The sequence below is a fragment of the Actinoplanes sp. NPDC049599 genome (genome assembly GCF_044465625.1).
Lineage (GTDB): Bacteria > Actinomycetota > Actinomycetes > Mycobacteriales > Micromonosporaceae > Actinoplanes.
The window spans coordinates 20,625-41,516 of record NZ_JBITLX010000041.1 but is presented as its reverse complement, the minus strand read 5'-3'; the positions used below and the strand labels follow the sequence as shown (position 1 = coordinate 41,516).

27 protein-coding genes are annotated in these 20,892 nt (G+C 73.2%); 12 read left to right on the top strand and 15 right to left on the bottom strand.

Features of this window, described 5'->3' with window-relative positions:
* Positions 1–181: 181 nt before the first annotated feature.
* The 3 genes from ACIBQZ_RS40215 to ACIBQZ_RS40205 are packed head-to-tail and all read right to left on the bottom strand — an operon-like array spanning position 182 to position 2,528.
* On the bottom strand, positions 182–583 hold the full coding sequence (locus ACIBQZ_RS40215) for a hypothetical protein (protein WP_396094213.1): 402 nt from the start codon (positions 581–583) through the stop codon (positions 182–184).
* 35 nt (positions 584–618) lie between these two features.
* Positions 619–1,851 (bottom strand): sensor histidine kinase, encoded by a 1,233-nt coding sequence (locus tag ACIBQZ_RS40210; protein WP_396094212.1) that lies wholly within the window; start codon positions 1,849–1,851, stop codon positions 619–621.
* Entirely contained in the window at positions 1,851–2,528 is a 678-nt protein-coding gene (locus ACIBQZ_RS40205; protein WP_396094211.1) for a response regulator transcription factor, read from the bottom strand. Before ACIBQZ_RS40205 ends, ACIBQZ_RS40210 begins: the two co-directional genes overlap by 1 nt.
* 102 nt (positions 2,529–2,630) lie before the next feature.
* On the opposite strand from ACIBQZ_RS40205, the gene ACIBQZ_RS40200 reads away from it, so the two are divergent.
* Positions 2,631–3,125, top strand: coding sequence for a DUF2231 domain-containing protein (locus tag ACIBQZ_RS40200; RefSeq protein WP_396094210.1), 495 nt, complete (start codon positions 2,631–2,633; stop codon positions 3,123–3,125).
* Here ACIBQZ_RS40200 and ACIBQZ_RS40195 read toward each other — a convergent pair.
* From ACIBQZ_RS40195 to ACIBQZ_RS40170, 6 genes are all read right to left on the bottom strand, one after another.
* A complete protein-coding gene (locus ACIBQZ_RS40195; protein ID WP_396094209.1) occupies positions 3,106–3,885 on the bottom strand; it encodes an FAD:protein FMN transferase in 780 nt (259 codons plus the stop codon). The genes ACIBQZ_RS40200 and ACIBQZ_RS40195 overlap by 20 nt on opposite strands.
* On the bottom strand, positions 3,882–4,349 hold the full coding sequence (locus tag ACIBQZ_RS40190) for an FMN-binding protein (RefSeq protein ID WP_396094208.1): 468 nt from the start codon (positions 4,347–4,349) through the stop codon (positions 3,882–3,884). Before ACIBQZ_RS40190 ends, ACIBQZ_RS40195 begins: the two co-directional genes overlap by 4 nt.
* A 20-nt stretch (positions 4,350–4,369) precedes the next feature.
* The gene (locus ACIBQZ_RS40185; RefSeq protein ID WP_396094207.1) at positions 4,370–5,785 is read right to left on the bottom strand and encodes a ferric reductase-like transmembrane domain-containing protein; all 1,416 of its coding nucleotides are present in this window, start codon (positions 5,783–5,785) and stop codon (positions 4,370–4,372) included.
* A gap of 88 nt (positions 5,786–5,873) precedes the next feature.
* Entirely contained in the window at positions 5,874–6,386 is a 513-nt protein-coding gene (locus ACIBQZ_RS40180) for a GNAT family N-acetyltransferase (protein WP_396094206.1), read from the bottom strand.
* Positions 6,383–6,706 carry an ArsR/SmtB family transcription factor gene (locus ACIBQZ_RS40175; protein ID WP_396094205.1) on the bottom strand — a complete coding sequence of 108 codons (324 nt, stop codon included), beginning with the start codon at positions 6,704–6,706 and terminating at the stop codon, positions 6,383–6,385. The genes ACIBQZ_RS40180 and ACIBQZ_RS40175 overlap by 4 nt, the downstream gene beginning before the upstream one ends.
* A gap of 55 nt (positions 6,707–6,761) precedes the next feature.
* On the bottom strand, positions 6,762–6,983 hold the full coding sequence (locus ACIBQZ_RS40170; RefSeq protein ID WP_396094204.1) for a hypothetical protein: 222 nt from the start codon (positions 6,981–6,983) through the stop codon (positions 6,762–6,764).
* 93 nt (positions 6,984–7,076) lie between these two features.
* Here ACIBQZ_RS40170 and ACIBQZ_RS40165 point away from each other — a divergent pair, with 93 nt between their 5' ends.
* Positions 7,077–7,436, top strand: a complete 360-nt coding sequence (locus ACIBQZ_RS40165) for an ArsR/SmtB family transcription factor (protein WP_396094203.1) — start codon at positions 7,077–7,079, stop codon at positions 7,434–7,436.
* A 10-nt stretch (positions 7,437–7,446) separates the two neighbouring features.
* Here the strand turns inward: ACIBQZ_RS40165 and ACIBQZ_RS40160 are convergent, their stop codons facing one another.
* Entirely contained in the window at positions 7,447–7,758 is a 312-nt protein-coding gene (locus ACIBQZ_RS40160; RefSeq protein WP_396094202.1) for an ArsR/SmtB family transcription factor, read from the bottom strand.
* Positions 7,759–7,821: 63 nt separating this feature from the next.
* Here ACIBQZ_RS40160 and ACIBQZ_RS40155 point away from each other — a divergent pair, with 63 nt between their 5' ends.
* The 5 genes from ACIBQZ_RS40155 to ACIBQZ_RS40135 all read left to right on the top strand — a co-directional run bounded on the left by ACIBQZ_RS40155 (position 7,822) and on the right by ACIBQZ_RS40135 (position 11,685).
* Positions 7,822–8,883: a flavin-containing monooxygenase gene (locus ACIBQZ_RS40155; protein WP_396094201.1), complete on the top strand. Its 1,062-nt coding sequence runs from the start codon at positions 7,822–7,824 to the stop codon at positions 8,881–8,883.
* Positions 8,880–9,713 (top strand): hypothetical protein, encoded by an 834-nt coding sequence (locus ACIBQZ_RS40150; RefSeq protein ID WP_396094200.1) that lies wholly within the window; start codon positions 8,880–8,882, stop codon positions 9,711–9,713. The genes ACIBQZ_RS40155 and ACIBQZ_RS40150 overlap by 4 nt, the downstream gene beginning before the upstream one ends.
* Before the next feature lie 52 nt (positions 9,714–9,765).
* A complete protein-coding gene (locus ACIBQZ_RS40145; RefSeq protein WP_396094199.1) occupies positions 9,766–10,455 on the top strand; it encodes a helix-turn-helix domain-containing protein in 690 nt (229 codons plus the stop codon).
* The gene (locus ACIBQZ_RS40140; RefSeq protein WP_396094198.1) at positions 10,452–11,204 is read left to right on the top strand and encodes an aquaporin; all 753 of its coding nucleotides are present in this window, start codon (positions 10,452–10,454) and stop codon (positions 11,202–11,204) included. Before ACIBQZ_RS40145 ends, ACIBQZ_RS40140 begins: the two co-directional genes overlap by 4 nt.
* 61 nt (positions 11,205–11,265) lie before the next feature.
* Positions 11,266–11,685, top strand: a complete 420-nt coding sequence (locus ACIBQZ_RS40135) for an arsenate reductase ArsC (RefSeq protein ID WP_396094197.1) — start codon at positions 11,266–11,268, stop codon at positions 11,683–11,685.
* Here ACIBQZ_RS40135 and ACIBQZ_RS40130 read toward each other — a convergent pair.
* The 3 genes from ACIBQZ_RS40130 to ACIBQZ_RS40120 all read right to left on the bottom strand — a co-directional run bounded on the left by ACIBQZ_RS40130 (position 11,682) and on the right by ACIBQZ_RS40120 (position 14,341).
* Entirely contained in the window at positions 11,682–12,107 is a 426-nt protein-coding gene (locus tag ACIBQZ_RS40130; RefSeq protein WP_396094196.1) for a DUF6188 family protein, read from the bottom strand. The two genes, ACIBQZ_RS40135 and ACIBQZ_RS40130, sit on opposite strands and share 4 nt — an antisense overlap.
* Before the next feature lie 300 nt (positions 12,108–12,407).
* Positions 12,408–12,926 carry a flavodoxin gene (locus tag ACIBQZ_RS40125; protein WP_396094195.1) on the bottom strand — a complete coding sequence of 173 codons (519 nt, stop codon included), beginning with the start codon at positions 12,924–12,926 and terminating at the stop codon, positions 12,408–12,410.
* Between the two features lie 158 nt (positions 12,927–13,084).
* The gene (locus tag ACIBQZ_RS40120; protein WP_396094194.1) at positions 13,085–14,341 is read right to left on the bottom strand and encodes an aldo/keto reductase; all 1,257 of its coding nucleotides are present in this window, start codon (positions 14,339–14,341) and stop codon (positions 13,085–13,087) included.
* A gap of 150 nt (positions 14,342–14,491) precedes the next feature.
* On the opposite strand from ACIBQZ_RS40120, the gene ACIBQZ_RS40115 reads away from it, so the two are divergent.
* The 3 genes from ACIBQZ_RS40115 (at position 14,492) to ACIBQZ_RS40105 (ending at position 16,975) form a co-directional block, all read left to right on the top strand.
* A complete protein-coding gene (locus tag ACIBQZ_RS40115; RefSeq protein ID WP_396094193.1) occupies positions 14,492–15,352 on the top strand; it encodes a helix-turn-helix transcriptional regulator in 861 nt (286 codons plus the stop codon).
* Positions 15,353–15,434: 82 nt separating this feature from the next.
* On the top strand, positions 15,435–15,827 hold the full coding sequence (locus tag ACIBQZ_RS40110) for a PPOX class F420-dependent oxidoreductase (RefSeq protein WP_396094192.1): 393 nt from the start codon (positions 15,435–15,437) through the stop codon (positions 15,825–15,827).
* Between the two features lie 581 nt (positions 15,828–16,408).
* Positions 16,409–16,975 carry a hypothetical protein gene (locus tag ACIBQZ_RS40105; RefSeq protein WP_396094191.1) on the top strand — a complete coding sequence of 189 codons (567 nt, stop codon included), beginning with the start codon at positions 16,409–16,411 and terminating at the stop codon, positions 16,973–16,975.
* A 4-nt stretch (positions 16,976–16,979) separates the two neighbouring features.
* Here ACIBQZ_RS40105 and ACIBQZ_RS40100 read toward each other — a convergent pair whose 3' ends face one another.
* A complete protein-coding gene (locus tag ACIBQZ_RS40100; protein ID WP_396094190.1) occupies positions 16,980–17,759 on the bottom strand; it encodes an enoyl-CoA hydratase/isomerase family protein in 780 nt (259 codons plus the stop codon).
* Positions 17,760–17,987: 228 nt separating this feature from the next.
* Between ACIBQZ_RS40100 and ACIBQZ_RS40095 the strand changes: the two genes are divergently transcribed.
* Together ACIBQZ_RS40095 and ACIBQZ_RS40090 are read left to right on the top strand one after the other, a co-directional pair.
* Positions 17,988–18,359 carry a YciI family protein gene (locus ACIBQZ_RS40095; RefSeq protein ID WP_396094189.1) on the top strand — a complete coding sequence of 124 codons (372 nt, stop codon included), beginning with the start codon at positions 17,988–17,990 and terminating at the stop codon, positions 18,357–18,359.
* Positions 18,360–18,402: 43 nt separating this feature from the next.
* On the top strand, positions 18,403–19,629 hold the full coding sequence (locus ACIBQZ_RS40090) for an RNA polymerase sigma factor (RefSeq protein ID WP_396094230.1): 1,227 nt from the start codon (positions 18,403–18,405) through the stop codon (positions 19,627–19,629).
* Between the two features lie 63 nt (positions 19,630–19,692).
* Here the strand turns inward: ACIBQZ_RS40090 and ACIBQZ_RS40085 are convergent, their stop codons facing one another.
* A complete protein-coding gene (locus ACIBQZ_RS40085) occupies positions 19,693–20,877 on the bottom strand; it encodes a S8 family peptidase (protein WP_396094188.1) in 1,185 nt (394 codons plus the stop codon).
* Between the last annotated feature and the right edge of the window lie 15 nt (positions 20,878–20,892).

The window sequence follows — 20,892 nt, the reverse complement described above, 5'->3', positions numbered from 1 at the left end:
ACCTTGTGTCGTCGAATGCTCGTTCGCGGGCCGTCGAGGCGGGCCGCCCGCCGTCGGCAGGACGCTGGTGCCGCTGCGCCGGATCGGTGGAAGTTCGCCAGGAAAGCGCTTTCCTCTGGGAGGATAGAGAGATGTCTATCGACAAGACAAGGACCTGTCCGGATTACGGGGGTCTGATGCCCTACCGCCGCGGCAGGGTGCCGGCCAGCACCAACAGGGCGATCGTCAGGACGACCTCGAGGCCCAGCCCGGTGCCGACACCGACGGCGTCCCGCAGTGAGAAGTGCTCGAAGTGCCGCACGTGGAACACGAAGTGGGTGAGCGAGTAGAGGCCGAAACCGGTGAGCGCCGCCAGCACCAGCCGGCGCTCCAGGTGCACCGCCGCGAAGATCAGCACTCCCACCAGCGCGATGTTCAGCCCGCCGACGTCCGACACGAGGTGCTCGTTGAACGGCGGGTCCAGGCGCACCGTGGGGAAGTCGTCGTAGAAGGAGCGCGGGAAGAAGTACTGCCAGACGCCGACGCTGCCGTCCAGCACGATCAGCAGGACGAGGCCCGCCCGCAACCAGGTTTTTCGAGTCATGCCCCGGGGACGAGCCACGAGCCGCGGGTGTGACATCACCGGCCCGCCGCGGGCAGCCGGATGGTGAAGGCCGCGCCCTGCCCGGGCCGGCCCCACGCCTCGATGCTGCCGCCGTGCCCGGTGACGACCTCCCGGGCGAGCGCGAGGCCGAGCCCGAAGCGGCGGTTGTCACCGTGGCCACCGCGGGCGAAGCGGGCGAACAGCCGTTCGGTGTCGGCCGGGTCGAAGCCGGTGCCGTCGTCGCGGACCACCACCGTGACCATGGTGTGGTCCGTGCCGAGGCCGACGCTCACGTGCCCACCGGCCGGCGTGTGGCTCAGCGCGTTGTCGACCAGGGCGGTGAGCACCCGCCGCAACGCGGCCTCGTGGCCGGGGACCACCGACGGCCCGCCGGCGTCGGGGAGCAGCGCCAGCTCCACCTCCTGCGCCCGGGCCCGGTCGGCCTGGCCGGCGACCACGTCCGCGGCCACGGCGCCGAGGTCCACAGGCTCGCGGGCGTCGTCCCGGTGGCCGAGCTGGCTGGAGAGCAGCAGGTCCTCGACGACCTCGCCCAGGTGCCGGGTGCCGGTGACCAGCCGGTCGACGTCGGCGGTGATGTCCGCGCCCGCCGCGCCGGAGCGCAGGTCCAGCTGGAGCAACTGGGCGCGGGTGTGCAACTGGGTCAGCGGGGTCCGCAGCTCGTGGCTGGCGTCGGCGACGAACTGCCGCTGCCGGGCCAGCGCGTCCACCAGCGGGGCCGTCGCGCGGCGGGCCAGCAGCGCCGCCGACAGCAGGGCGATGAGCAGGCCGACCAGTTCCCCGGCGGCGAGGGCGCCGAGCAGCCGTTCCCGCTCCTCGTGCTGCTCGTGCCGGCTCATGACCACCTGCACCACCCGGCCGTCCCGCCGCCGGGTCAGGGCCAGGTAGCCGCCCTCGCGGCCGTCGATGCCGGTGGTCTCGCTCGCCCCGCCGGCCCGCACCCGGTCCAGCGCGCCCCGGTCGGGAAGCCCGGCGGGTGCGTCCGCGGTGGCCGTGATGCCGCCGGCGGGATCCGCCACGAAGATCCACACGTCCGGCGGCGGATCCGCCACGTCCTCCGCGGTCGCGGCGGTGTTGCGCAGCAGCGTCGCGGCGGCACTGTCCTGGCTCCGGATCACCACGGCCAGCGCGAGCACGCCGAGCACGAGCAGGCTCACCGTGATCGCGGCCGCGGTCTGCAGGGCGATGACCCGCCGCGCCCGCGCCAGCAGCACCTGGTCCGGGTCGGGCCGCACCGGCTCCCGGCGCATCAGCCGCGCCCGAGCCGGTAGCCCACACCCCGGACGGTGCCGACCGCGCCCGCCCCGAGCTTGCGCCGCAGGTAGTGCACGTAGGTGTCGACCAGGGCGACACCGGCGGCGTCGGGAAAGACCTCGGCCATGATTTCCTCCCGGGTGAACGCCCGCGCCGGGTTGCGGGCCAGCAGCCGCAGCAGATCACTCTCCCGGCCCGACAGCCCCACGACCGAGCCGTCCGGCCCGGTGACCGTCCGGGAGATCAGGTCGAACGTCGCCCCGCCGACCGCCACCTGCTCGCCGGACGCGGGACGCCGGCGCAGCAGCACCCGCACGCGGGCCAGCAGCTCGTCCACCTCGAACGGCTTGACGAGATAGTCCTCGGCCCCGCTGTCCAGCCCGGTCACCCGGTCGGCCACCGTGCCGAGCGCGGTCAGCACGAGCACCGGCACCGTGACGCCGGACCGGCGCAGCCGGCCCAGCAGGTCGAGTCCCTCGATGGCCGGCAGCCCCCGGTCGAGGATCATCGCGTCGTACCGGCGGGTCAGCGCCAGGTGCAGGCCGGCCTGACCGTCCGGGGCGAGGTCGGGCTCGTAGCCGGCGCCGCGGAACAGCCGCAGCAGCAGCGGGCCCAGCTCGCGGTCGTCCTCGACCACCAGCACCCTCGCCGCGGGCGGCGCAGCGTCCGTCATCGGGTCACTCTCGCAGGCCGGAGATGGGAAGACTCCAAGATTGTCTCCCTAACCTTCGCGGAGACCTCGGGCGCCCGCGCCCGCCGCCTCGGAAGGACTCTCATGGGCTCCGTCAACGGACTGCCGGCACACATCCTGCTCGTCCACGCCATCGTGGTGTTGCTCCCGCTCGCCGCCCTGCTGCTCGTCCTGACCGCTGCCTGGCCCGCGGCCCGCCGGCGCCTCGCCGCCCCGAACGCGATCCTGTCCGTGCTCGTGGTCGTTCTCGTCCCCGTGACGACCAGCTCCGGCGAGTGGCTGGAGCACCGGGTCACCGGCTCCGAGCTGCTGCACGACCACGCCGAACTCGGCGAGACGGCCCTGTGGGTCGCCCTCCCGGTGGCCGTCCTGGCGCTGCTGATCTGGTGGCGGCAGCGCGAGGAGACCGGCACGACCGGGCGGCGCACCTACCTGGCGCCGGCGTCCGTCACGGTCACCCGGGTCGTCGCCGTGCTCGCCCTGGTCAGCGCGCTGGCGGCCGGCTACGACACCTACCTGATCGGTGACTCCGGCGCGAAGGCGGCCTGGACCGGCAACTTCAGCGCCACCCCGCGCTGACCCGCAGCAGGCCCGACCGCGTCACCAGCAGCGCCTCGTACCCGTCGAGCCGCTCCAGCCAGGGCACTGCCTCCGGCCCCCGCGCCGCGGCCGCGGTGGCGTAAACGTCGGCCCACAGCAGAGTGGGACCGGTCACCGTGACTGCCCGGGTCACGGCCGCGGGCCGCCGGGCGTACGGGTCGATGATGTGCGCCCCGCGGTGGGCGCTGCCCGAGGTGGCGACCGCGCCGGAACGGCGTTCGACCACGCGCATGACCCGGGCCGGGTCGTCCGGGTGCTCGATGCCGATCCGCCACCCGGGCTGGTCCGCCGGGGTGTGCACCAGGACGTCGCCGCCGGCGTTGAGGCACCACCCGTAGCCGTCCGGGGTGCCGAGGTGCCGGGCCGCGCGCTCCACCGCCCACCCCTTGACCAGGCCGGAGGGGTCGTAGCGCGGCGCCCCGGTGCGCGGGTCGGGCAGCCCGCGCGGGTCGAACCACCCCTCGGTGCGCCGGCGGGCCTCGTCGCACAGGGCGACAACCTCCGCCAGCATCGGATCGGCGTCGGCCAGGCGGAGCGCGCCGCGCTCCCACGCCGAGAGATCACTGTCGTCACGGTACGGGCTGAGCACGGCATCAACGCGGCGCAGCTCGGCGTAGACGGCCGCGACCCGCTGCTCGACGCCCTCGTCGGTGAGCCGGTCACCGCGCAGCTGGATGCTCACCGGCAGGCCCATGATCTGCTCGACCCAGGCCCGGCGCGGGGCGGCGGTGGTGGTCACGAGAGGTGGGCGGCGTCGAGGGCGGACTGCAGCGACTCCAGGTAGCCCTCGCTGGTGACCGTGGCGCCCGAGACGGTGTCGATGTCCGCGCTCTGTGCCGCCAGCGTCTCCTGCTTGAGCACCGGCAGGGCGTACGCGTTGATCTCCTGGTCCTTGTGGTTCTCCTGCGGGTAGACCGGCACCCCGACGTCGGTGATCTTGCCGTCGGTGACGGTGATGGTGACCTGCACGTCGCCCCAGCGGGTGGACGCGACCGTGCCCGTGTAGGTCTTCGAGCCGGTCTCCGCGGACGACCCGGTGCTGGTCGGGTCCGGCTCGGCGGCTGTCGTGGGTGTCGTGGTGGTCGTGGTGGTCGTGACCGGGGCCGCGGTGGTCTGCGCGGGGGTGTTGGTGCTGGTGCGGTAGCTGAACAGCAGCACCACGGCCGCCACGGTGGAGAACAACCACAAGCTGATCCGTCGCATCGCTCATATCCTTTTCGGAGTCACCAGGAGAACAGTTCGGTGTGCAGGTTGCCGGGCTCGGCCCCGGCGGCGAGCGCGGCGGCGCGGGCCGCGTCGGTCCACGCCTCGGGCCCGCAGAGGTAGACGTGCGCGCCGGCGATCTGCGGGGCCATCTCGCGCAGCGCGTCGGCGTCGGCGTGGTCGGCGAACTGCCCGGGCAGCCAGGACGGCCGGGCGGCGCGGGCGCCGAGCAGATAGACGATCCGCACCCCGCGGTAGGCGGCGAACCACTCCAGCTCGGTGCGGAACGCCACCTCCGCCTCGGTCCGGGCGCGGTAGATCAGCGTCGCCTCACCCGGCCGGTAGTTCAGCTCGCCGAGCAGCGACAACAGTGGCGTGACCCCGATGCCGCAGGCCATCAGCACCACCGGCCCGCCCCGGTAGGTCTCGCCGGTCAGCTTGCCGTACGGGCCCTCGATCAGCGCCCTGGTGCCGGGCCGCAGCGACGCGACGCGGGAACTGCCGTCGCCGAGGTCCTTCACGGTCACGCGCAGCAGCCGGCCGTTCGGGGTGGCCGACAGCGAGTACGGGTGCGACCGGGACCAGCCGGGCCCGTCGAGGAACCGCCACTGGAAGAACTGCCCGGCCCGGACCGGCAGCCGGTCCAGCCGGCGCCCGGTCAGGTAGACCGAGGTCAGCCCGGGACCCTCCGGCTGTACGTGGCTGACCACCAGGCGGTGCCGCCACGAGCGCCAGGCGGGCAGCCCGACCCGGTAGACCAGCACCGCCCCGGCGGAGACCGCGTACAGCGTCCACCAGTACGCGGTCGACGCCGCCGAGCCGATGAAGTCCGTGCCGGTCCACAGCTGGTGCGGCAGCGCGAGGCCGACGCCGAGGTACGCGTACAGGTGGAGCAGGTGCCAGGACTCGTACCGCAGCTTGCGCCGGGCCGCCCGGATCGAGGTGACCACCACCATGACCAGGGCCAGCGTGCCGGCCGTGGCCAGCAGCATGCCCGGGTACGTGAGGATCATGTCCCACAGCTCGGCGAAGGCGTTGGTGTGGGCGGCGCCGGCGTAGCCGAGGGTGATCAGCACGATGTGCCCGATCATCAGCCAGAAGGAGCCGAACCCGGTCCACCGGTGCCACCGGGTGAGCCGGTCCTGGCCGAAGGCCCGCTCCACCACCGGGATCCGGGCCATCAGCAGCACCTGGAGCAGCAGCAGGTCGGAGGCCCACAGCCCGGTGAGCCGGCCGATCGCCGACACCGCGTCCGAGCCGCCGCCGGTGACCTGCCGCACGCCGCCGTGGCTGACCCACAGGGCGGTCACGACCAGCAGGCTCAGCCCGGCGGCGAGCCCACCGGCGTCACCCCACCAGCGCGGCGTCACCCGGCGCCGCGGAAGGGCGAGGCCGGGTGGCGGGGCGAGGGCGGCGGGAGCGGTCGAGGTGGTCATGACATCAGCATCGGTCGGGAAGTTGAGAAACCGAGGCTCGAAACTATGCGCTGCCTATGAGCCGGCTATGAACCTCGGCCCGGCGCCGTCAGCCGACGTGCGGGCTGCGGCGTTCGATGAAGACGACGTCGCGCCACCGGTTGCCCTGGGCGACATGACGGCCGATCCGTTCCCGGATGCCCACGGTGCGGAAGCCGGCGGCCCGGTGCAGGGCGAGGCTGGCGGCATTCTCCGGGAAGATCCCGGACTGGATGGTCCAGATGCCGGCCGCCTCGGTGGCGGCGATCACCGCGTCGAGCAGGGCCCGGCCGGCGCCGCGCCGCCGGGCGGCCGGATCCACGTAGACGGAGTGCTCGACCACCCCGGCGTAGACGCAGCGGGAGGAGACCGCCGAGACGGCGACCCAGCCGAGCACCGTGCCGGGGTCGTCCGCCGCGACGGCGACGAAGCGGTGGTCCGGCAGCTTGCCCGCGTCGAACGCCGCCCAGTCGGGCGCGGTGTGCTCGAAGCTGGCGTTGCCGGCGTCCATGCCGGCCTGATAGATCGCGAGCACCTGGGCGGCGTCCCCGGCCCGCATGGCCCGGATCACCACGGCGGTCATGCGCAGGCTCCCGCCGGCGCGGGACGGCCCATCACGACGTCGGCGGCGGACGGGAAGCAGTCGACGCAGCGGGTGTTGATCCGGTAGTGCCGGGCCGTGCCGACCGGCTCGACCAGCACGAAGCGCACCTCGGTGAGGATCTTCAGGTGCTGCGAGACGGTGGACTGGGCCAGCCCGGCCGCGGCGACGATCTCCGCCACCGGCATCGGCCGGGCCTGCCGGGCCAGATACTCCACGATCTGCACCCGCGTGGGGTCCGCCAGCGCGCGGAACCAGGAGGCGTACTCCCGCGCGGTGCTCCGATCGAGCAGGTCTGCCATCGTCCACCCCTTCATCGTCAATCGCCGATCAACGATGAAGTGTACCCGGGATCGGTTATCCGCAGCAGCCCTGCCCCGCGGCGACGGCCTCGGCCTTGGCCGCGCCGCCGCAGCACGAGTCCTCGGCGACGGCGGCGGCCGTCGTGCCGCAGCACGGAGCCGCGCTCCGCTCGGGCTGGTCCGGCGCCGCCCCGGACGGGGCGCCGCAACAACCGCCGCTCCCGCTCACGGCGAGCGTCTCGGCGGGGGAACTGCCGCGGGTGTGGGTCTCGGTCATGGTCACTCCTCGATTCGGTTCGACGTCTGTCGAACTTGATGACTGTCGAAACCGACAGTTGCACGTGGATTCGATATCTGTCAACCTCGAAGCATGTCAAAATCAGAGACGCCGGTCGCCGACGTGCCGTGCTGCCCGCCGATGGCCACGACCCGCGTCCCGGCAGCGTCCGCCGCCGCGCTGGCGCACGCGTTCAAGGCGCTCGGTGACCCGATCCGGCTGCAGCTGATGTCGATGATCGCCTCGGCCGAGGCCGGCGAGGCCTGCGTCTGCGACCTCACCCCGGCGTTCGAGATCTCCGGGCCGACCATCTCGCACCACCTCAAGGTGCTGCGCGAGGCGGGGCTGGTCGATGCGGAGCGGCGGGCGAGCTGGGTCTACTACCGCGCCCGGCCGGGCATGCTGCAGCGGCTCGCCACCCTGCTGACCGTCGACGAGGCCGCGCACGCGTGACCGGGGTGGGCTACCCCTCCGGGGGCGGGCAGCAGCAGGCCAGATAGCCCTGGAGCTCGGTCAGCCGGGTGCCGATCGAGGCGGGGTCGGCGCGGTAGCGGACGAGCTTGCCGTCGCGGGTCGCGGTGACCAGACCGCCGCGGCGCAGGATGGCCAGCTGCTCGCTGGCGGTCGACTGGCCCAGCCCGCAGCAGCCGGCCACCTCGCCGACGGTGAGCTGCTTCCCGCCGGCGAACAGCGTCATGATCTGCTGGCGGGTCTCGCTGGCCAGCGCCTTGAGGAAGTCCCGGGCGGGCCCGTCCAGGGCCGGTGGTGTCGTCATCAGGTTTCAGTCTGCCCCATCACAACGTTTCGTCTTTTTCCGATGTGACGATACATTGCTCGGATGAGTGCCGCGGACGTTGTCATCATCGGGGGCGGTCAGGCCGGCCTGGCCACCGCCCACGTCGCCGCCGCCCGAGGGCTGCGGCCGCTCGTGCTGGAGGCCCAGGCCGGGCCAGGCGGCTCCTGGCCGTCCTATTACGACAGCCTGACGCTGTTCTCGCCGGCCGGATACTCCGCGCTGCCCGGCCTCGCGTTCCCCGGCGACCCGCAGCACTACCCGCTGCGCGACGAGGTCGTCGACTACCTGACCGCCTACACCGCGCGGCTGGCCGCCGAGGTCCGGTTCGGCAGCCCGGTCACCCGGGTCGAGCCGGACGACGACGGGTTCGGTGTCACGACGGCGGACGGCACGGTGGTCCGGGCGCGCTCGGTGGTGGCGGCGACCGGCGGGTTCGGGTCCCCGTACCGGCCGGCGCTGCCGGGCCTGGACGACTTCACCGGCACGGTGCTGCACTCGGCGCAGTACCGCAACGCCGCACCGTTCGCCGGCGCCCGGGTGCTGGTGGTCGGTGGCGGCAACTCGGCGGTACAGATCGCCGTCGAGCTGGCGGCCACGGCGCGGGTGACCCTGACCACCCGCGGGCCGCTGCGCTTCCAGCCGCAGCGGTACCTGGGCCGCGACTTCCACTGGTGGCTGCACCGCACCGGCCTGGACTCGTCCCGGCTCGGGCCGCGGCTGGCCAGGGGGCCGGTGCCGGTGATCGACGACGGCCGGTACCGGGCGGCGCTGCGGGCTGGGCGGCCCGACCACCGGCCGCTGTTCGCCCGGCTCGACGGGGACCGCGCGGTGTGGTCCGACGGCGCGTCCGAACGGGTCGACACGGTGCTGCTGGCCACCGGCTACCGGCCGCACCTGCCGTTCCTGGACGGCACCGGGGCGCTCGACGCCTATGGTGTGCCGATGCACGAGGGTGGCTTGTCGACCGCCGTACCCGGTCTGGGTTTTGTGGGTCTGGAACGGCAGCGCAGCTTCGCGTCGGCCACCCTGCGCGGCGTCGGCCGGGACGCGGCCCACGTGCTGGGCGCGCTGCGGCCGGCCCGGCACGCGGCGACCCGCGGGTGAGCACGGTCGCGGTCGCGGCGCTGCTGATCGCCTCGATGCTGGCAATCGGTACGGCCCTGACCGTCGCCGACTTCCGCACCCTGGCCCGCCGGCCCGGCGTGGTCGCGGGCGCGGTGGCGCTCAACGTGCTCGCCGTGCCGGGGCTGGCCGTGGCGCTGACCCGCCTGGCGGAGCTCGCGCCGGACGCGGCCCTGGGCGTCGTGCTGGCGGCGGCCGCACCGGGCGGCGGGACCGGCGCGCTGCTGACCCTGTACGCCCGCGGGGACCTGGCCGTCAGCGCCGCGCTCCAGGGCATCCACGCGCCGCTGGGCCTGATCAGCGTCCCGGCCTGGGCGACGGTGGCCGGGCACGACGTGCTCCCGGCCGGCCCGGGCGGGCTGCTGCTGATCGGCACCGCGCTGCTGGGCCAGCTGGTCCCGCTGGCCGTCGGCATGGTGCTGCGGCGGCGCCGGCCCGACCTCGCCGCGCGCGTGCACCGGCGCGCGCGCCGGGTCGCGGACGTGCTGCTCGCCGGGCTGGTGACGTACTTCGTGGTGACCGGCGCCGGGCGGCTGCCGCAGCTCGGCTGGGAAACCGTCGCGGTGATCGCCGCGGTCGTGTCGGCCTGCCTGGCCCTTGTGCTCGTCCCCCGGCCCGGCCCGGCGGCGGTGCGCCGGGCCGTCGTCATGACGACCACCGTCCGCAACCTGTCGCTGGCCCTCTTCGTGGCCTCGACCGCCTCCGCCACGGTGGCCCTCACCCTGCTGGCGTACGGGCTGCTGATGTACGGCCTGTCCGTGCCGGCCGCGTGGCGCCTGGCCCGCAGCCCCGGCGGGGTGACCATCGGATGAACAACCGGCCCCGCCTCTTGCGGCGCCGAAAAGCTCAGTACATATTGAGTCAATGGCCACTGAGCGGATGTCCCTGAGCGAGCGGGCCCGGGTGCACGCCGCCCTCGGCGACCCCGCGCGCCTGGCGATCGTCGACGCGCTGATCCTCGGTGACGCCTCGCCCGGCGAGATCGCCCACGACCTGGCGCTGCCGACCAACCTCGTCGCGCACCACGTCAAGGTTCTCGCCGAGGCCGGGCTGCTGGAACGCACCCGCTCGGAGGCCGACCGGCGCCGCACGTACCTGCGGCTGCGACCGGAGACCCTCGCCCTGCTCACGCCACCCCGGCTGCCGGACCCGGCCCGGGTGGTCTTCGTCTGCACGCACAACTCGGCGCGTTCGCAGCTCGCCGCCGCCCTGTGGGCCGACCGCACCCACCGGCCCGCCGCGTCGGCCGGGACCCACCCCGCCGACCGGGTGCACCCCCGGGCGGTCCGGGTCGCCCGCCGGCACGGGCTGCGGCTGCAGCCGGCCGGCACCGCGCACGTCGACGACGTGGTGACCGGCGACGACCTGATCATCGCGGTCTGCGACAACGCCCACGAGGACCTCACCGCGACGGCGCGGCCCCGGCTGCACTGGTCGGTGCCCGATCCGGTACGCGCGGACACCGACGCCGCGTTCGAGGCCGCCTACACCGAGCTCGCCGGGCGCATCGACCGGCTCGCACCCGCCCACCACCTGGAGAAACCCCACTCATGAACCCTGTTGCGACCTGGCGGCGCCTGCTCGCCGAGTTCGTCGGCACCGCGCTGCTGGTGACCGCCGTCGTCGGCTCCGGCGTGATGGCGACCACGCTGTCGCCGGACGACGTCGGCCTGCAGCTGCTGGAGAACTCGGTCGCCACCGCGTTCGCCCTCGGCGCGCTGATCCTCACCTTCGGCCCGGTCTCCGGGGCACACTTCAACCCGGTCGTCTCGGCCGCCGACTGGTTCCTCGGCCGGCGCAGCGGCACCGGCCTGACCGGCACCCAGCTCGGCGGGTACGCCCTGGCCCAGACCGCCGGCGCGATCGCCGGCTCGGTGCTGGCGAACCTGATGTTCGACCTGGCCGCGGTCGACTTCTCCGGCAAGCAACGCTCCGCCGGGCACCTGTGGCTGGGCGAGGTCGTCGCCACCGCCGGGCTGCTCCTGCTGATCTTCGCCCTCGCCCGCTCCGGCCGGGCCGCGGTCGCCCCGGCCGCGGTGGGCGCGTACATCGGCGCCGCGTACTGGTTCACCAGCAGCACCAGCTTCGCCAACCCGGCCGTGACGATCGGCCGCGCCTTCACCGACACCTTCGCCGGGATCGCCCCGGCCTCGGTGCCCGGCTTCATCGTCGCCCAGCTCGTCGGCCTCATCGTCGGCACCGGGTTGCTGCTCGCCCTCTACCCGGGTGTGGGTCAGGCAGCCGGTGAGGTCGTGGTCGCCCATGACAACACCGACGCGCCTTCACCCGTCGGCCACCCATGACAGACCGACCACCCTTCGGCCGGCTGATCGATCCCACCCACACCACCAGGAGACACATCCGATGAGCAAGCCCAGCGTCCTGTTCGTCTGCGTGCACAACGCCGGCCGTTCCCAGATGGCCGCCGGCTGGCTGCGCCACCTCGCCGGCGACACCGTCGAGGTCCGCTCCGCCGGCTCGGCGCCGGCCGAGACCATCAACCCGGCCGCGGTCGAGGCGATGCGCGAGGTCGGCATCGACATCACCGACCAGACCCCGAAGAAGCTCGAATGGGAGACCGCCGAGTCCTCCGACGTCATCATCACCATGGGCTGCGGCGACGCCTGCCCGATCTTCCCCGGCAAGCGCTACGAGGACTGGAAGCTCGACGACCCGGCCGGCCAGGGCGTCGAGGCCGTACGCCCGATCCGCGACGAGATCAAAGCCCGGATCGAGCACCTGCTCGCCGACCTCGTCCCGGGCCCGGCGCGGCAGCGACCCTAGCCGCGCCGACCGGCGTTCGCGTCGCCCCAGAACGCCAGCTCGCCGCCGGCCAGGCAGACGATCAGGAAGCCGCCCGGGCCGGCGACCGCCCAGGACTCGACGTCCGGGTCCACATCGACCAGCAGCGTCGAGCCGCTGCCGAAGGTGATCTCCAGCTCGCCGGTGTCGCGCGCCCGCGCGGTCCGGACCACGTCGCCGAGCAGCGTCGCGAGGGCGTCCGAGGGGTGCTCGCCGGGCTCGACGGCGGCGTGGCCGTGCGGGCCGTGCAGGTGGGCGACGGTCTCGATCAGCACCTGCCGGCCGCCGGTGAAACCGAGCACCACGGCGTGGCCGAGCCGGAGGAACTCCAGCTTCTGCCCCGGCAGCAGCGGGATCGGACGGTTTGACCGGGGACGCCGTCCCGCGCCCATGTCGGCGACCATGACTGGCAGCATGAGTACCTCGATCGGCTCGTCGGAGAAGCTGACGGCAGGACCGTAGCCCGCACTTTCATAAGAGAGCCTTAAAGGCGGAAGAGAAATATCTCGCCCGCCGCCGGGACCCCGGCCCCTCAGGCCTCGGCGTAGTCGGTGCTGGTGCTCAGGTCGCGCCAGGTCTCGATCTCGGTGCGCGGGCTGTCGAGGGTCTCGCCGATGACGGCGACCGCGTGTTGTCGCCGCGGGCGAGGACGGCCTCGGCCAGGGCGCGGCGCGGAGCGGACAGGCTTGCGGCGAGGCGGCTGGTCAGCGGGTGAGCAGGCCGATGCGACGCAGCCAGGCCTCGACGGCGGGCCCGGCGGCGGCGACTTCCTCGCCACGCACGGCCAGGCCCTCCCCGAGCTTCGCGCCGGGACAGGAAGCGGTGTAGTCGCGCTCGGTGGTGCCCAGACCGCTCATCGCGTACGTCGTGAGCGGGTGCACGGTCTTGCCGGCGAAGTCGAAGGGCTCCACGAACGTCGTCATGATCATCGGGGCGCGCACGTTCCAGATCGGGCTGCCGAGCAGGACCGTGTCGTAGTCGTCGATCGACGCAGGCGGGTTGGCGATGGCCGGGCGGGCGTCCGCCCTCTGCTCCTCGACGTTGCGCGCGACGGTCGGCTCGTAGTCGTCGGGATAGGGCTCGGCGGCCTCGATGCGGTGCACGTCGCAGCCGATCAACCGGCCGATCATGCCCGCCACCACCTCGGTGTTGCCCACGGTCAGCCGCCGCCGGCCGCCGTTGAAGTAGTTCTCCCCGGCCCGGGAGAAGTAGGCCAGCAGCACCCTGCTCCGTCCGGCCGAGGCGGAAGCCGGGGCCGCGGCGGAAGCCGGAGCGGCTGTCGGGGGAGGGGCATCAGTACAGGCGTGGAGCAGCGCACCGGACGCCGTGCCGGCGGCACCGAGCAGCACACCCCGCAGTATCGCGCGGCGCGGGTGTCCGGTCATCGCATCCATCGGGGTTCCTCCCCCAGCGAGCCCATCCCTTGAAGCCAACCTCTCAAGTTTCCCCGCCCGGCAGTCCGTTCGTGGCTTGTCAGGGCAGGGGCGCCTCGACGCCCGAGAGGGCGAGCACCGGCGCGGGCAGCCGTTCGCCGCGGATCGGGATCGCATCGAGCGCGGCGGTGAACTCGCCGAACTCGGCGTCGGTGAACGCGAACTCCTCGGTGCCGATGTTCTCCAGCAGGTGCGAGGTGCGGGTGGCGCTGGGGATCGGCACGATCCACGGCTTCTGCGCCAGCAGCCAGGGCCAGCGACACCTGGGCGGGCGTGGCGCCCTTGCGGACCGCCCACTCCCCCAGGAGCTGCACGACCGGCATGTTCGCGGCCAGGTTCTCCGGCGAGTTGCGCGGCACGTACTGCCGGAAGTCGCCCGCGGTGAACCGGGTGTAGGGGTTGATGGTGCCGGTGGTGAAGCCGTACGCCAGCGGCGCCCAGCACACAAAGCCGATGCCCAGCTCCTCGCAGATCGGCAGGATCTGCTGCTCGGATCCGCGCCACAGCAGGTTGTGCTCGTTCTGGACGGCGGTCAGCGGGTGCACGGCGTGGGCGCGGCGGACCGTCTGCGGGCCCGGCTCGGACAGACCCCAGTGCCGGACCTTGCCGGCCTTGATCAGGTCCTGGACCGCGCCGGCGACATGTTCGATCGGCACGGCGGGGTCGACGCGGTGCTGGTACAGCAGGTCGATGTGGTCGGTGCGCAGCCGCCGGAGCATGCCGTCGACGGCACGCCTGATGTGCGCGGGCCGGCTGTTGAGGCCGCCGAGCTGCTGACCGGTGTCCGGGTCGATGTTCCAGCCGAACTTCGTCGCGATCACCACATCGTCGCGGACCCCGCGCAGCGCCTCGCCGACGATGCGCTCGGACTCGAACGGCCCGTACGCCTCGGCCGTGTCGAAGAACGTGACGCCCTGGTCGACCGCGCTGCGAATGATCTTGACCATGTCCGCGCGGCTGCTGACCGGTCCGTACAGGTTGCCGGGCATGGTCTGGCAGCCGAGCCCGACGCTGGAGACCTTGAGCCGGCCCAGCCGGCGGCGGCCGGTCAGCGTGGTGGCCGTACGGGCCGGGGCGCCGTTGCCGGCGGGACGGCTGGAAGCCTGCGCGGCCTCGGCGGGCCCGAGCAGGCCGGCGACCACGGGAGCGGCGGCGACGCCCGCGGCGCCGGCCAGGAAACGGCGGCGGCTGTTGTTGTCTGACATTGAGCACCTTCTCGTTGTCGCGACAGGGGCATGAATCGCCTCCCATGCAACCCGCGATCCCGGCAACCAGGGAGGCCCTGCGGAAAGGGGTGCCGGCAGCACCCCCCTCCGATCCGCCGAACCCGCGTGGGGGCTCGTAGCGTGGGACACATGGACAACCGCAGCGAGGTACGGGACTTCCTGGTCACCCGCCGTGGCAAAGTCACCCCGGAACAGGCGGGCCTGACCACCACCGGCACCCGCCGCGTGTCCGGGCTGCGCCGCGGTGAGGTCGCGCAGCTCGCCGGGGTGTCGGTCGAGTACTACACCCAGCTCGAACGCGGCACCATCCACGGCGCCTCCGACAGCGTCCTCGACGCCGTCGCCCGCGCCCTGCAGCTGGACGAGGCCGAACGGGCCCACCTGTTCGACCTGGCCCGCGCGGCCACCCGCGCCGGCGCCACGCTGCGCCGCAAGCCGGCCGCCCAGCGGGTCCGCCCGATCATCCAGCAGATCCTCGACAGCCAGCTCTCCCCGGCGTGGGTGAGCAACAACCGCGGGGACTTCGTGGCAGCCAACCGGCTGGGCCGGGCCCTGAACGCGCCGCTGTTCGACAGCCCCGCGCAGCCGGCGAACCCGGCACGGTTCCGGTTCCTCGACCCGCGGGCGGCCGACTTCTACCGCGACTGGGATGCGACCGCCCGCGATACCGTCGCCGTGTTGCGGGCGGCGGCCGGCGCGAACCCGTACGACAAAGGCCTGAGCGACCTGATCGGTGAGCTGGCCACCCGCAGCGAGGAGTTCCGCACCCGCTGGGCCAGCCACGACGTCCGCCTGCACCGCACCGGCCGCAAGCGGCTGCACCACCCGGTCGTCGGCGACCTGGACCTGGCCTACGAGGTCCTCGAGCTGCCCGCCGACGCCGGCCTGGCCCTGGTCGTCTTCACCGCGGAGCCGGGATCACCGTCGCAGCACGCGCTCGACCTGCTCGCCAGCTGGGCCGCCACGAAGGCACAGCACATCTCGTCCTGATCTCCGGCACTCCCCCGCCCGAGGCGACCTTGCGGTAGGCATGAGGTGCGCCCAGCTACCGCACCTCAACCCAGGAGTCGCCATGACCGTTCCCGCGGGGATCGCCGCCAGCAAGCAGATCAGCCTGACCACGTACCGCAAGGACGGCACCCCGGTGCCGACCCCGGTCTGGCACGTGGCCGAGGGCAACACCGTGACAACGGTCTCGGCGGCCGACGCCTGGAAGGTCAAGCGCATCCGCAGGAACCCCGAGGTCGAGGTCGTAGCCTGCGACGTCCGCGGCAAGGTGGCCCCGGACGCCCGCCCCGTCCGGGGCACCGCGACCCTCCTCCCGGCCTCGGAGACCGAGACCGCACGCCGCCTCCTGGAGCGCCGCTACGTCTCCGCCCGCATCGGCGGCGGGCTGTTGCGGCTCCTGCGCATCAAGCGCCCGCCGGGCATCGGCATCGTCATCACCCTCCACGAGAACACCTGATCCGGGCGGTGCTGGCCGTCACGGTCTGTGCGGCAGGACGACAACGCGGGGCCACACGCAGCTGTACTGGGTTGCCACGCACCTATGTCGATCTCGGCGGAACGCTCTCCGGCGGCTCGCATCGTGCGAACGGTCATCGCGTCGACCCCGCCGCAGCGTCAGGTAAGAGCGCAGACCTGGACCATGCGGGCAAGGGCACGCTCGACTTTCGCCATTTCTGGAGCACGGTGCCCGGTGATTTTAGCTCACCAAGATCTGCGGGAAGGCTGCGGCCTCCAGCGCCGTCGTGCCCGAACGCGCGCGGACAGGTACGGCTGATTCTCGTCCGGCAGCTGATAACCCAGGCCGAATCGGCTCGGCCGGTGGGCGTCACGATGGGCGGAAAACCGATCATCGTGCACGACGGGCAGGCCGAGGAAGAGGTCGATACCGCGCGGTTCCCGGATTCGAGCTTCGCAGATCGCGCACTGCGACACCGGCCTTCCCGCAGTCGGCAAAGGCAGGCCAGCGGAACGCAACGGCCCCATCCAGGACAGCGGCACAGACGTTCGCCGCGCCCTTGGCAGCGTAGCGTCTCAGCCGTGAGCAGAGCCCGCACCTGGTGGCCGATCGTCCTCGCCCTGGTAGCGGCGGTCGCGCTGCTGTACGGGGTAGTCCTGCCGGGCGGCTACCTGACCTGGCTGTGGGTGGCCATGGTCCTGTGGGCGGTGGCCGCCGTGGGTTGGCTGGCGTCGCTGGCCGGCCGGTCCTGGCCGGTCCGGTTGGCCGTGCCGGTGGTGTCCGTCGTGACGATGGTGGTGGCGTGCTCGGGTGTGGTCGGCCGGGTGCTGTTCCCCCTGCACCGTTCGGGACTGGAGCAGCTGGCGACGGCGCCGCTCGGCGCAAGCCATGGCCTGTACCACTTCTCGGCCGTGTGGAGTCATGGCGGCTGCGTCACGTACGTGACCGAGGACAGCGGCATGTCGTACTTCTCCGGTCTGGTGCGGTGCACGCCCGGCGTGCGACCGCCGCCCCGCCTGGGAGACACCGCCCGCGACGCCGTGATCGAGCCGCTCGGCGACGACTGGTACGCCTTCATCGTCCCGCGTTCCGGCTCGCAGGTCTGGGGCTTCAACCCGTTCAACGTCGGCGCCACCACCGAGGCCTGACGGTCTACTCGCCCAGGAATTCCGGCGTGCGTCGCTGCAGGCTGGCCTCGATGCCCTCCGCGCTGTCCCGGGTCGCCCAGTGGATCTTCTGTTCGGCGAGTTCGTGATCCAGCGCCCGCCGGACCCGGGCCGGCAGGTCCCCCCGCAGCGTGGCCCGGATGGAGCGCACCGCCAGCGGCGCCGACGCGGCGACCCGGGCGGCCAGCTCGAAGGCCGTCTCCCGCAGCCGGCCCGGCTCGGCGAGGCGGTCGGCCAGCCCGATCCGTACCGCCTCCTCGCCGCCGATCCGGCGGCCGGTCAGCAACATGTCGGCCGCGGCCTGCCGACCGACCACCTCCGGCAGCGTGACACTCAGGCCGAAACCCTGATGGAAACCCAGCCGCGCGAAGTTCGCCACGAACCGCGTCGACGGCTCGGCGACCCGGAAATCGGCCACGCACGCCAACCCCAGACCGCCGCCCACGGCGGTGCCCTGCACGGCCGCGATGATCGGCGTACGCACGTCGAACAGCGCAGCCGCCCGCCGATACAACCGCTCGGCCGCAGCCACCTGATCCCGCGCGAAGTCCCCGCCGCCGAAATCCGCCCCGGCACAGAAGTGCTTGCCCTGCGACGCCAACACGATCACCCGACAGACCGGATCGTCGTCGAGACCTGCCGCAGCGTCCACGAGCCGTCCGATCAGCAGCTCGTCGAAGTGATTGGCCGGCGGCCGGCGCATCTCCAGCAACGCGACACCATCGCCGACGGTGACGGACAGATCCGCGCTGTTGTCCGCACTCACCACAAGCCTCCCGGGGCCCCGCAACGATCTCCGTCCGGACTCCACGGATCCTCCCATGATCGCAGCCGACGGCCGGGAGCACGTCGCCACCCGCCAAGATGCGACGATGAGCTCCCGAGCCGCTCCGACCTGAGAAACCCGGCCCGGGGCCGTGTCGATCCGCGGCCCGCTCGTTCGACCTGTGGGTGCGAGGGCCGAGAGCCGGCCCCGCCGGATGAGGAGAACGCCATGGCGAAGTACCTGCTGATCATGCGGGGCACCGACGAGTCGAACGCGGCCATGATGGCCGACATCACCACCATGATGGCCACCACCCGGCAGTTCATCGAGGACATGATCAAGGCCGGCGTCCTCCTCGCGGCCGAGGGGCTGGACGATCCGGCCAAGGGCGTCGTGGTCGACTTCAGCGGCGAGACCCCGGTGGTCACGGACGGGCCGTACGGCGAGACCAAGGAGCTGTTCGGGGGCTTCTTCATGCTCGACGTCGCCTCGCAACAGGAGGCGGTCGAGTGGGCCAAGCGTGTCCCGGTGGCGGCCGGCGCCAGGATCGAGGTCCGGCGGGTGCCCGGGAGCGACGAGGTTCCGCAGGTCGACGAGTGATCGTCGACGACCGGGCCGGCCGCGCGAGCACCGGCCGGCCGTGATGGGCACGGCCGATGTCGAGGCCGTCTGGCGGATCGAGTCGGCCCGGATCGTCGCCGCGCTGACCCGGTTCACCGGCGATTTCGGGCTGGCCGAGGACGCGGCCCAGGAGGCGGTGGCCGAGGCGCTGGTGTCGTGGCCGCTCGCCGGCCCGGCTAGCCCGGCCGGCTGGCTGATGGCCACGGCCCGGCGCCGGGCGATCGACGCGATCCGCCGCCGGGCCGCCCTGCAGAACCGGTACGCCCTGCTGGCGGCCGACGCGGCAGCCGACGCGGAGGTGGCCGACGACCTCGATCCCGACCGGATCGATGACGACGTGCTGGCGCTGATGTTCATCAGCTGCCACCCGGTGCTCTCCCCCGAGGCCCGGGTGGCGCTGACCCTGCGCGTGGTCGGCGGCCTGTCGACCGACCAGATCGCCCGCGCGTTCCTGGTGCCCGTGCCGACCGTGCAGGCCCGCATCACCCGGGCCAAGAAGACGATCGCGGCGGCCGGGGTGCCGTTCGAGCTGCCGCCGGCCGGCGAGCGCCGGGAACGGCTGGGCGGCGTGCTCAGCGTCCTCTACGTGATCTTCACCGAGGGGTCGACGGCCACGTCGGGTGACCGGCTGCTGCGCCCCGACCTCGCGTACGAGGCCATCAGGTTGGCCCGCACGCTGGCCGCGCTGCAACCGGCCGAGCCCGAGGTGCACGGTCTGCTCGCGTTGTGCGAGCTGACGGCCGCGCGCTTCCCGGCGCGGACCGGCCCGGACGGCTCGCCGGTCCTGCTCGAGGACCAGGACCGCCGCCGGTGGGACATCTCGGCGATCCGCCGCGGGCTGGCCGCGCTGGCCAGGGCGTCGCCCCGCGGCCTCGGGCCCTACGGCCTGCAGGCCGCGATCGCCGCCACCCACGCGGCGGCGCCGTCGGTCGAGGAGACCGACTGGGACCGGATCGTGGTGCTCTACGAGGCGCTCGGCCGGGTGGCGCCCTCGCCGGTGGTCGAGCTCAACCGGGCCGTCGCCGTCGCGATGGCCTCCGGCCCGGCGCCGGCCCTGGCCATCGTGGACGAGCTGATCGCGACGGACCGGCTCCCCGGTTCCCATCTGGTCCCGACGGTACGCGGTGAGCTGCTGTCCCGCCTCGGCCGCCGACCGGAGGCGCGCGCCGAGCTGGAACTGGCCGCCCGGCTGTGCGCCAACCAGCGCGAACGCTCAGTGCTGTTGCGCAAGGCGGCCGCGCTGGGCTGACCGGACGGGAACGGCGGAGCCGGGTGGGATCCCACCCGGCTCCGCGCTGAGCAAAAGAGGGACTCAGAAGGCGCCGGTGTAGAGCAGCCGGTTCGGCGAGCCGGAGCCGGGGCTCGTCACCACGCCCGTGGTCGCGTTGCTGACGATGGCGCTGTGCACCTGCGCGGGCGTGTCGCCCGGGTGGCCGGCCAGGTACAGCGCGGCGGCGCCGGCCACGTGCGGGGTGGCCATCGAGGTGCCGCTGATCGTGTTGGTGGCGGAGTCGCTGGTGGACCAGGTCGACGTGATGCTGATGCCGGGGGCGAAGACGTCGACGCAGGTGCCGCGGTTGGCCCAGGACGGCTTGGCGTCGCTGCTGTTGGTCGCGGAGACGGTGATCGCGGTGCTGACCCGGGCCGGCGACTGGGTGCAGGCGTCCAGGGCGAAGATGCCGAACAGACCGTTGCCCGCCGCGATCGCATAACTGACGCCGGAGTCGATCGACGCGCGTACCGCATTGTCCAGGGCGGTGTCCGCGCCGCCGCCGAGGCTCATGTTGGCGACGGCGGGCTTGGCCGCGTTGGCGGTCACCCACTCGATGCCGGCGGCGACCTGCGCGGTGGTGCCGCTGCCCTCGCAGTTGAGCACCCGCACGGCGACAAGCTGGACGCCCTTGGCGACACCGTGGGCACTGCCGCCGACGGTGCCGGCAACGTGCGTACCGTGGCCGTTGCAGTCGTCGGCGGCGCCGCCGTCGACCGCGTCGAATCCGCTGGTCGCGCGCCCGCCGAAGTCCCCGTGGGTGGTCCGGATGCCGGTGTCGATGATGTAGGCGTGCACGTTCGCCGCAGCTGTGCTGTAGGTATACGCCTGGTTCAGCGGACGGTTACGCTGATCGATGCGGTCCAGGCCGTAGGACGGCGGGTTGGTCTGCGTCGCGGAGATCCGGTGGATCACGTCGGGCTGCACGAACGCGACGTCCGGATCCGCGGCCACCTGCCGCGCCTGCCGCGCCGACATGGTCGCCGCAAACCCGTTGAAAACCCTCTTGTACGTGTGCAGCACGGTCGCGTCATGCTCGGCGGCAACCGTGCGAGCGACCTTGCCGGACTTGAGCACAACGACGTAGCTGTCCGGCACCACCTCGGCCCCGGCCACCGAGAGAACGTCAGCCTCGGCCGGCGCCGCCTGCGCACCGGTGGTCAACCCGAGGACCGACAGGACAACGGCGCCCGCAGCGGCGGCGCCTCGACGGATGGCTGTTCTCACCTGATCCTCCCCACA

Excerpts from the sequence above, each read along its gene's own strand:
- ACIBQZ_RS40155 (WP_396094201.1), top strand. The coding sequence starts at position 7,822 with ATGAGTGCCGCGGACGTTGTCATCATCGGGGGCGGTCAGGCCGGCCTG.
- ACIBQZ_RS40135 (WP_396094197.1), top strand. The coding sequence starts at position 11,266 with ATGAGCAAGCCCAGCGTCCTGTTCGTCTGCGTGCACAACGCCGGCCGT.
- ACIBQZ_RS40170 (WP_396094204.1), bottom strand. The coding sequence starts at position 6,983 with ATGACCGAGACCCACACCCGCGGCAGTTCCCCCGCCGAGACGCTCGCC.
- ACIBQZ_RS40090 (WP_396094230.1), top strand. The coding sequence starts at position 18,403 with ATGGGCACGGCCGATGTCGAGGCCGTCTGGCGGATCGAGTCGGCCCGG.
- ACIBQZ_RS40215 (WP_396094213.1), bottom strand. The coding sequence starts at position 583 with ATGACTCGAAAAACCTGGTTGCGGGCGGGCCTCGTCCTGCTGATCGTG.
- ACIBQZ_RS40130 (WP_396094196.1), bottom strand. The coding sequence starts at position 12,107 with ATGGTCGCCGACATGGGCGCGGGACGGCGTCCCCGGTCAAACCGTCCG.
- ACIBQZ_RS40120 (WP_396094194.1), bottom strand. The coding sequence starts at position 14,341 with ATGTCAGACAACAACAGCCGCCGCCGTTTCCTGGCCGGCGCCGCGGGC.
- ACIBQZ_RS40145 (WP_396094199.1), top strand. The coding sequence starts at position 9,766 with ATGGCCACTGAGCGGATGTCCCTGAGCGAGCGGGCCCGGGTGCACGCC.
- ACIBQZ_RS40190 (WP_396094208.1), bottom strand. The coding sequence starts at position 4,349 with ATGCGACGGATCAGCTTGTGGTTGTTCTCCACCGTGGCGGCCGTGGTG.
- ACIBQZ_RS40165 (WP_396094203.1), top strand. The coding sequence starts at position 7,077 with ATGTCAAAATCAGAGACGCCGGTCGCCGACGTGCCGTGCTGCCCGCCG.
- ACIBQZ_RS40180 (WP_396094206.1), bottom strand. The coding sequence starts at position 6,386 with ATGACCGCCGTGGTGATCCGGGCCATGCGGGCCGGGGACGCCGCCCAG.
- ACIBQZ_RS40115 (WP_396094193.1), top strand. The coding sequence starts at position 14,492 with ATGGACAACCGCAGCGAGGTACGGGACTTCCTGGTCACCCGCCGTGGC.
- ACIBQZ_RS40175 (WP_396094205.1), bottom strand. The coding sequence starts at position 6,706 with ATGGCAGACCTGCTCGATCGGAGCACCGCGCGGGAGTACGCCTCCTGG.
- ACIBQZ_RS40140 (WP_396094198.1), top strand. The coding sequence starts at position 10,452 with ATGAACCCTGTTGCGACCTGGCGGCGCCTGCTCGCCGAGTTCGTCGGC.
- ACIBQZ_RS40200 (WP_396094210.1), top strand. The coding sequence starts at position 2,631 with ATGGGCTCCGTCAACGGACTGCCGGCACACATCCTGCTCGTCCACGCC.
- ACIBQZ_RS40110 (WP_396094192.1), top strand. The coding sequence starts at position 15,435 with ATGACCGTTCCCGCGGGGATCGCCGCCAGCAAGCAGATCAGCCTGACC.
- ACIBQZ_RS40205 (WP_396094211.1), bottom strand. The coding sequence starts at position 2,528 with ATGACGGACGCTGCGCCGCCCGCGGCGAGGGTGCTGGTGGTCGAGGAC.
- ACIBQZ_RS40095 (WP_396094189.1), top strand. The coding sequence starts at position 17,988 with ATGGCGAAGTACCTGCTGATCATGCGGGGCACCGACGAGTCGAACGCG.
- ACIBQZ_RS40185 (WP_396094207.1), bottom strand. The coding sequence starts at position 5,785 with ATGACCACCTCGACCGCTCCCGCCGCCCTCGCCCCGCCACCCGGCCTC.
- ACIBQZ_RS40210 (WP_396094212.1), bottom strand. The coding sequence starts at position 1,851 with ATGCGCCGGGAGCCGGTGCGGCCCGACCCGGACCAGGTGCTGCTGGCG.
- ACIBQZ_RS40160 (WP_396094202.1), bottom strand. The coding sequence starts at position 7,758 with ATGACGACACCACCGGCCCTGGACGGGCCCGCCCGGGACTTCCTCAAG.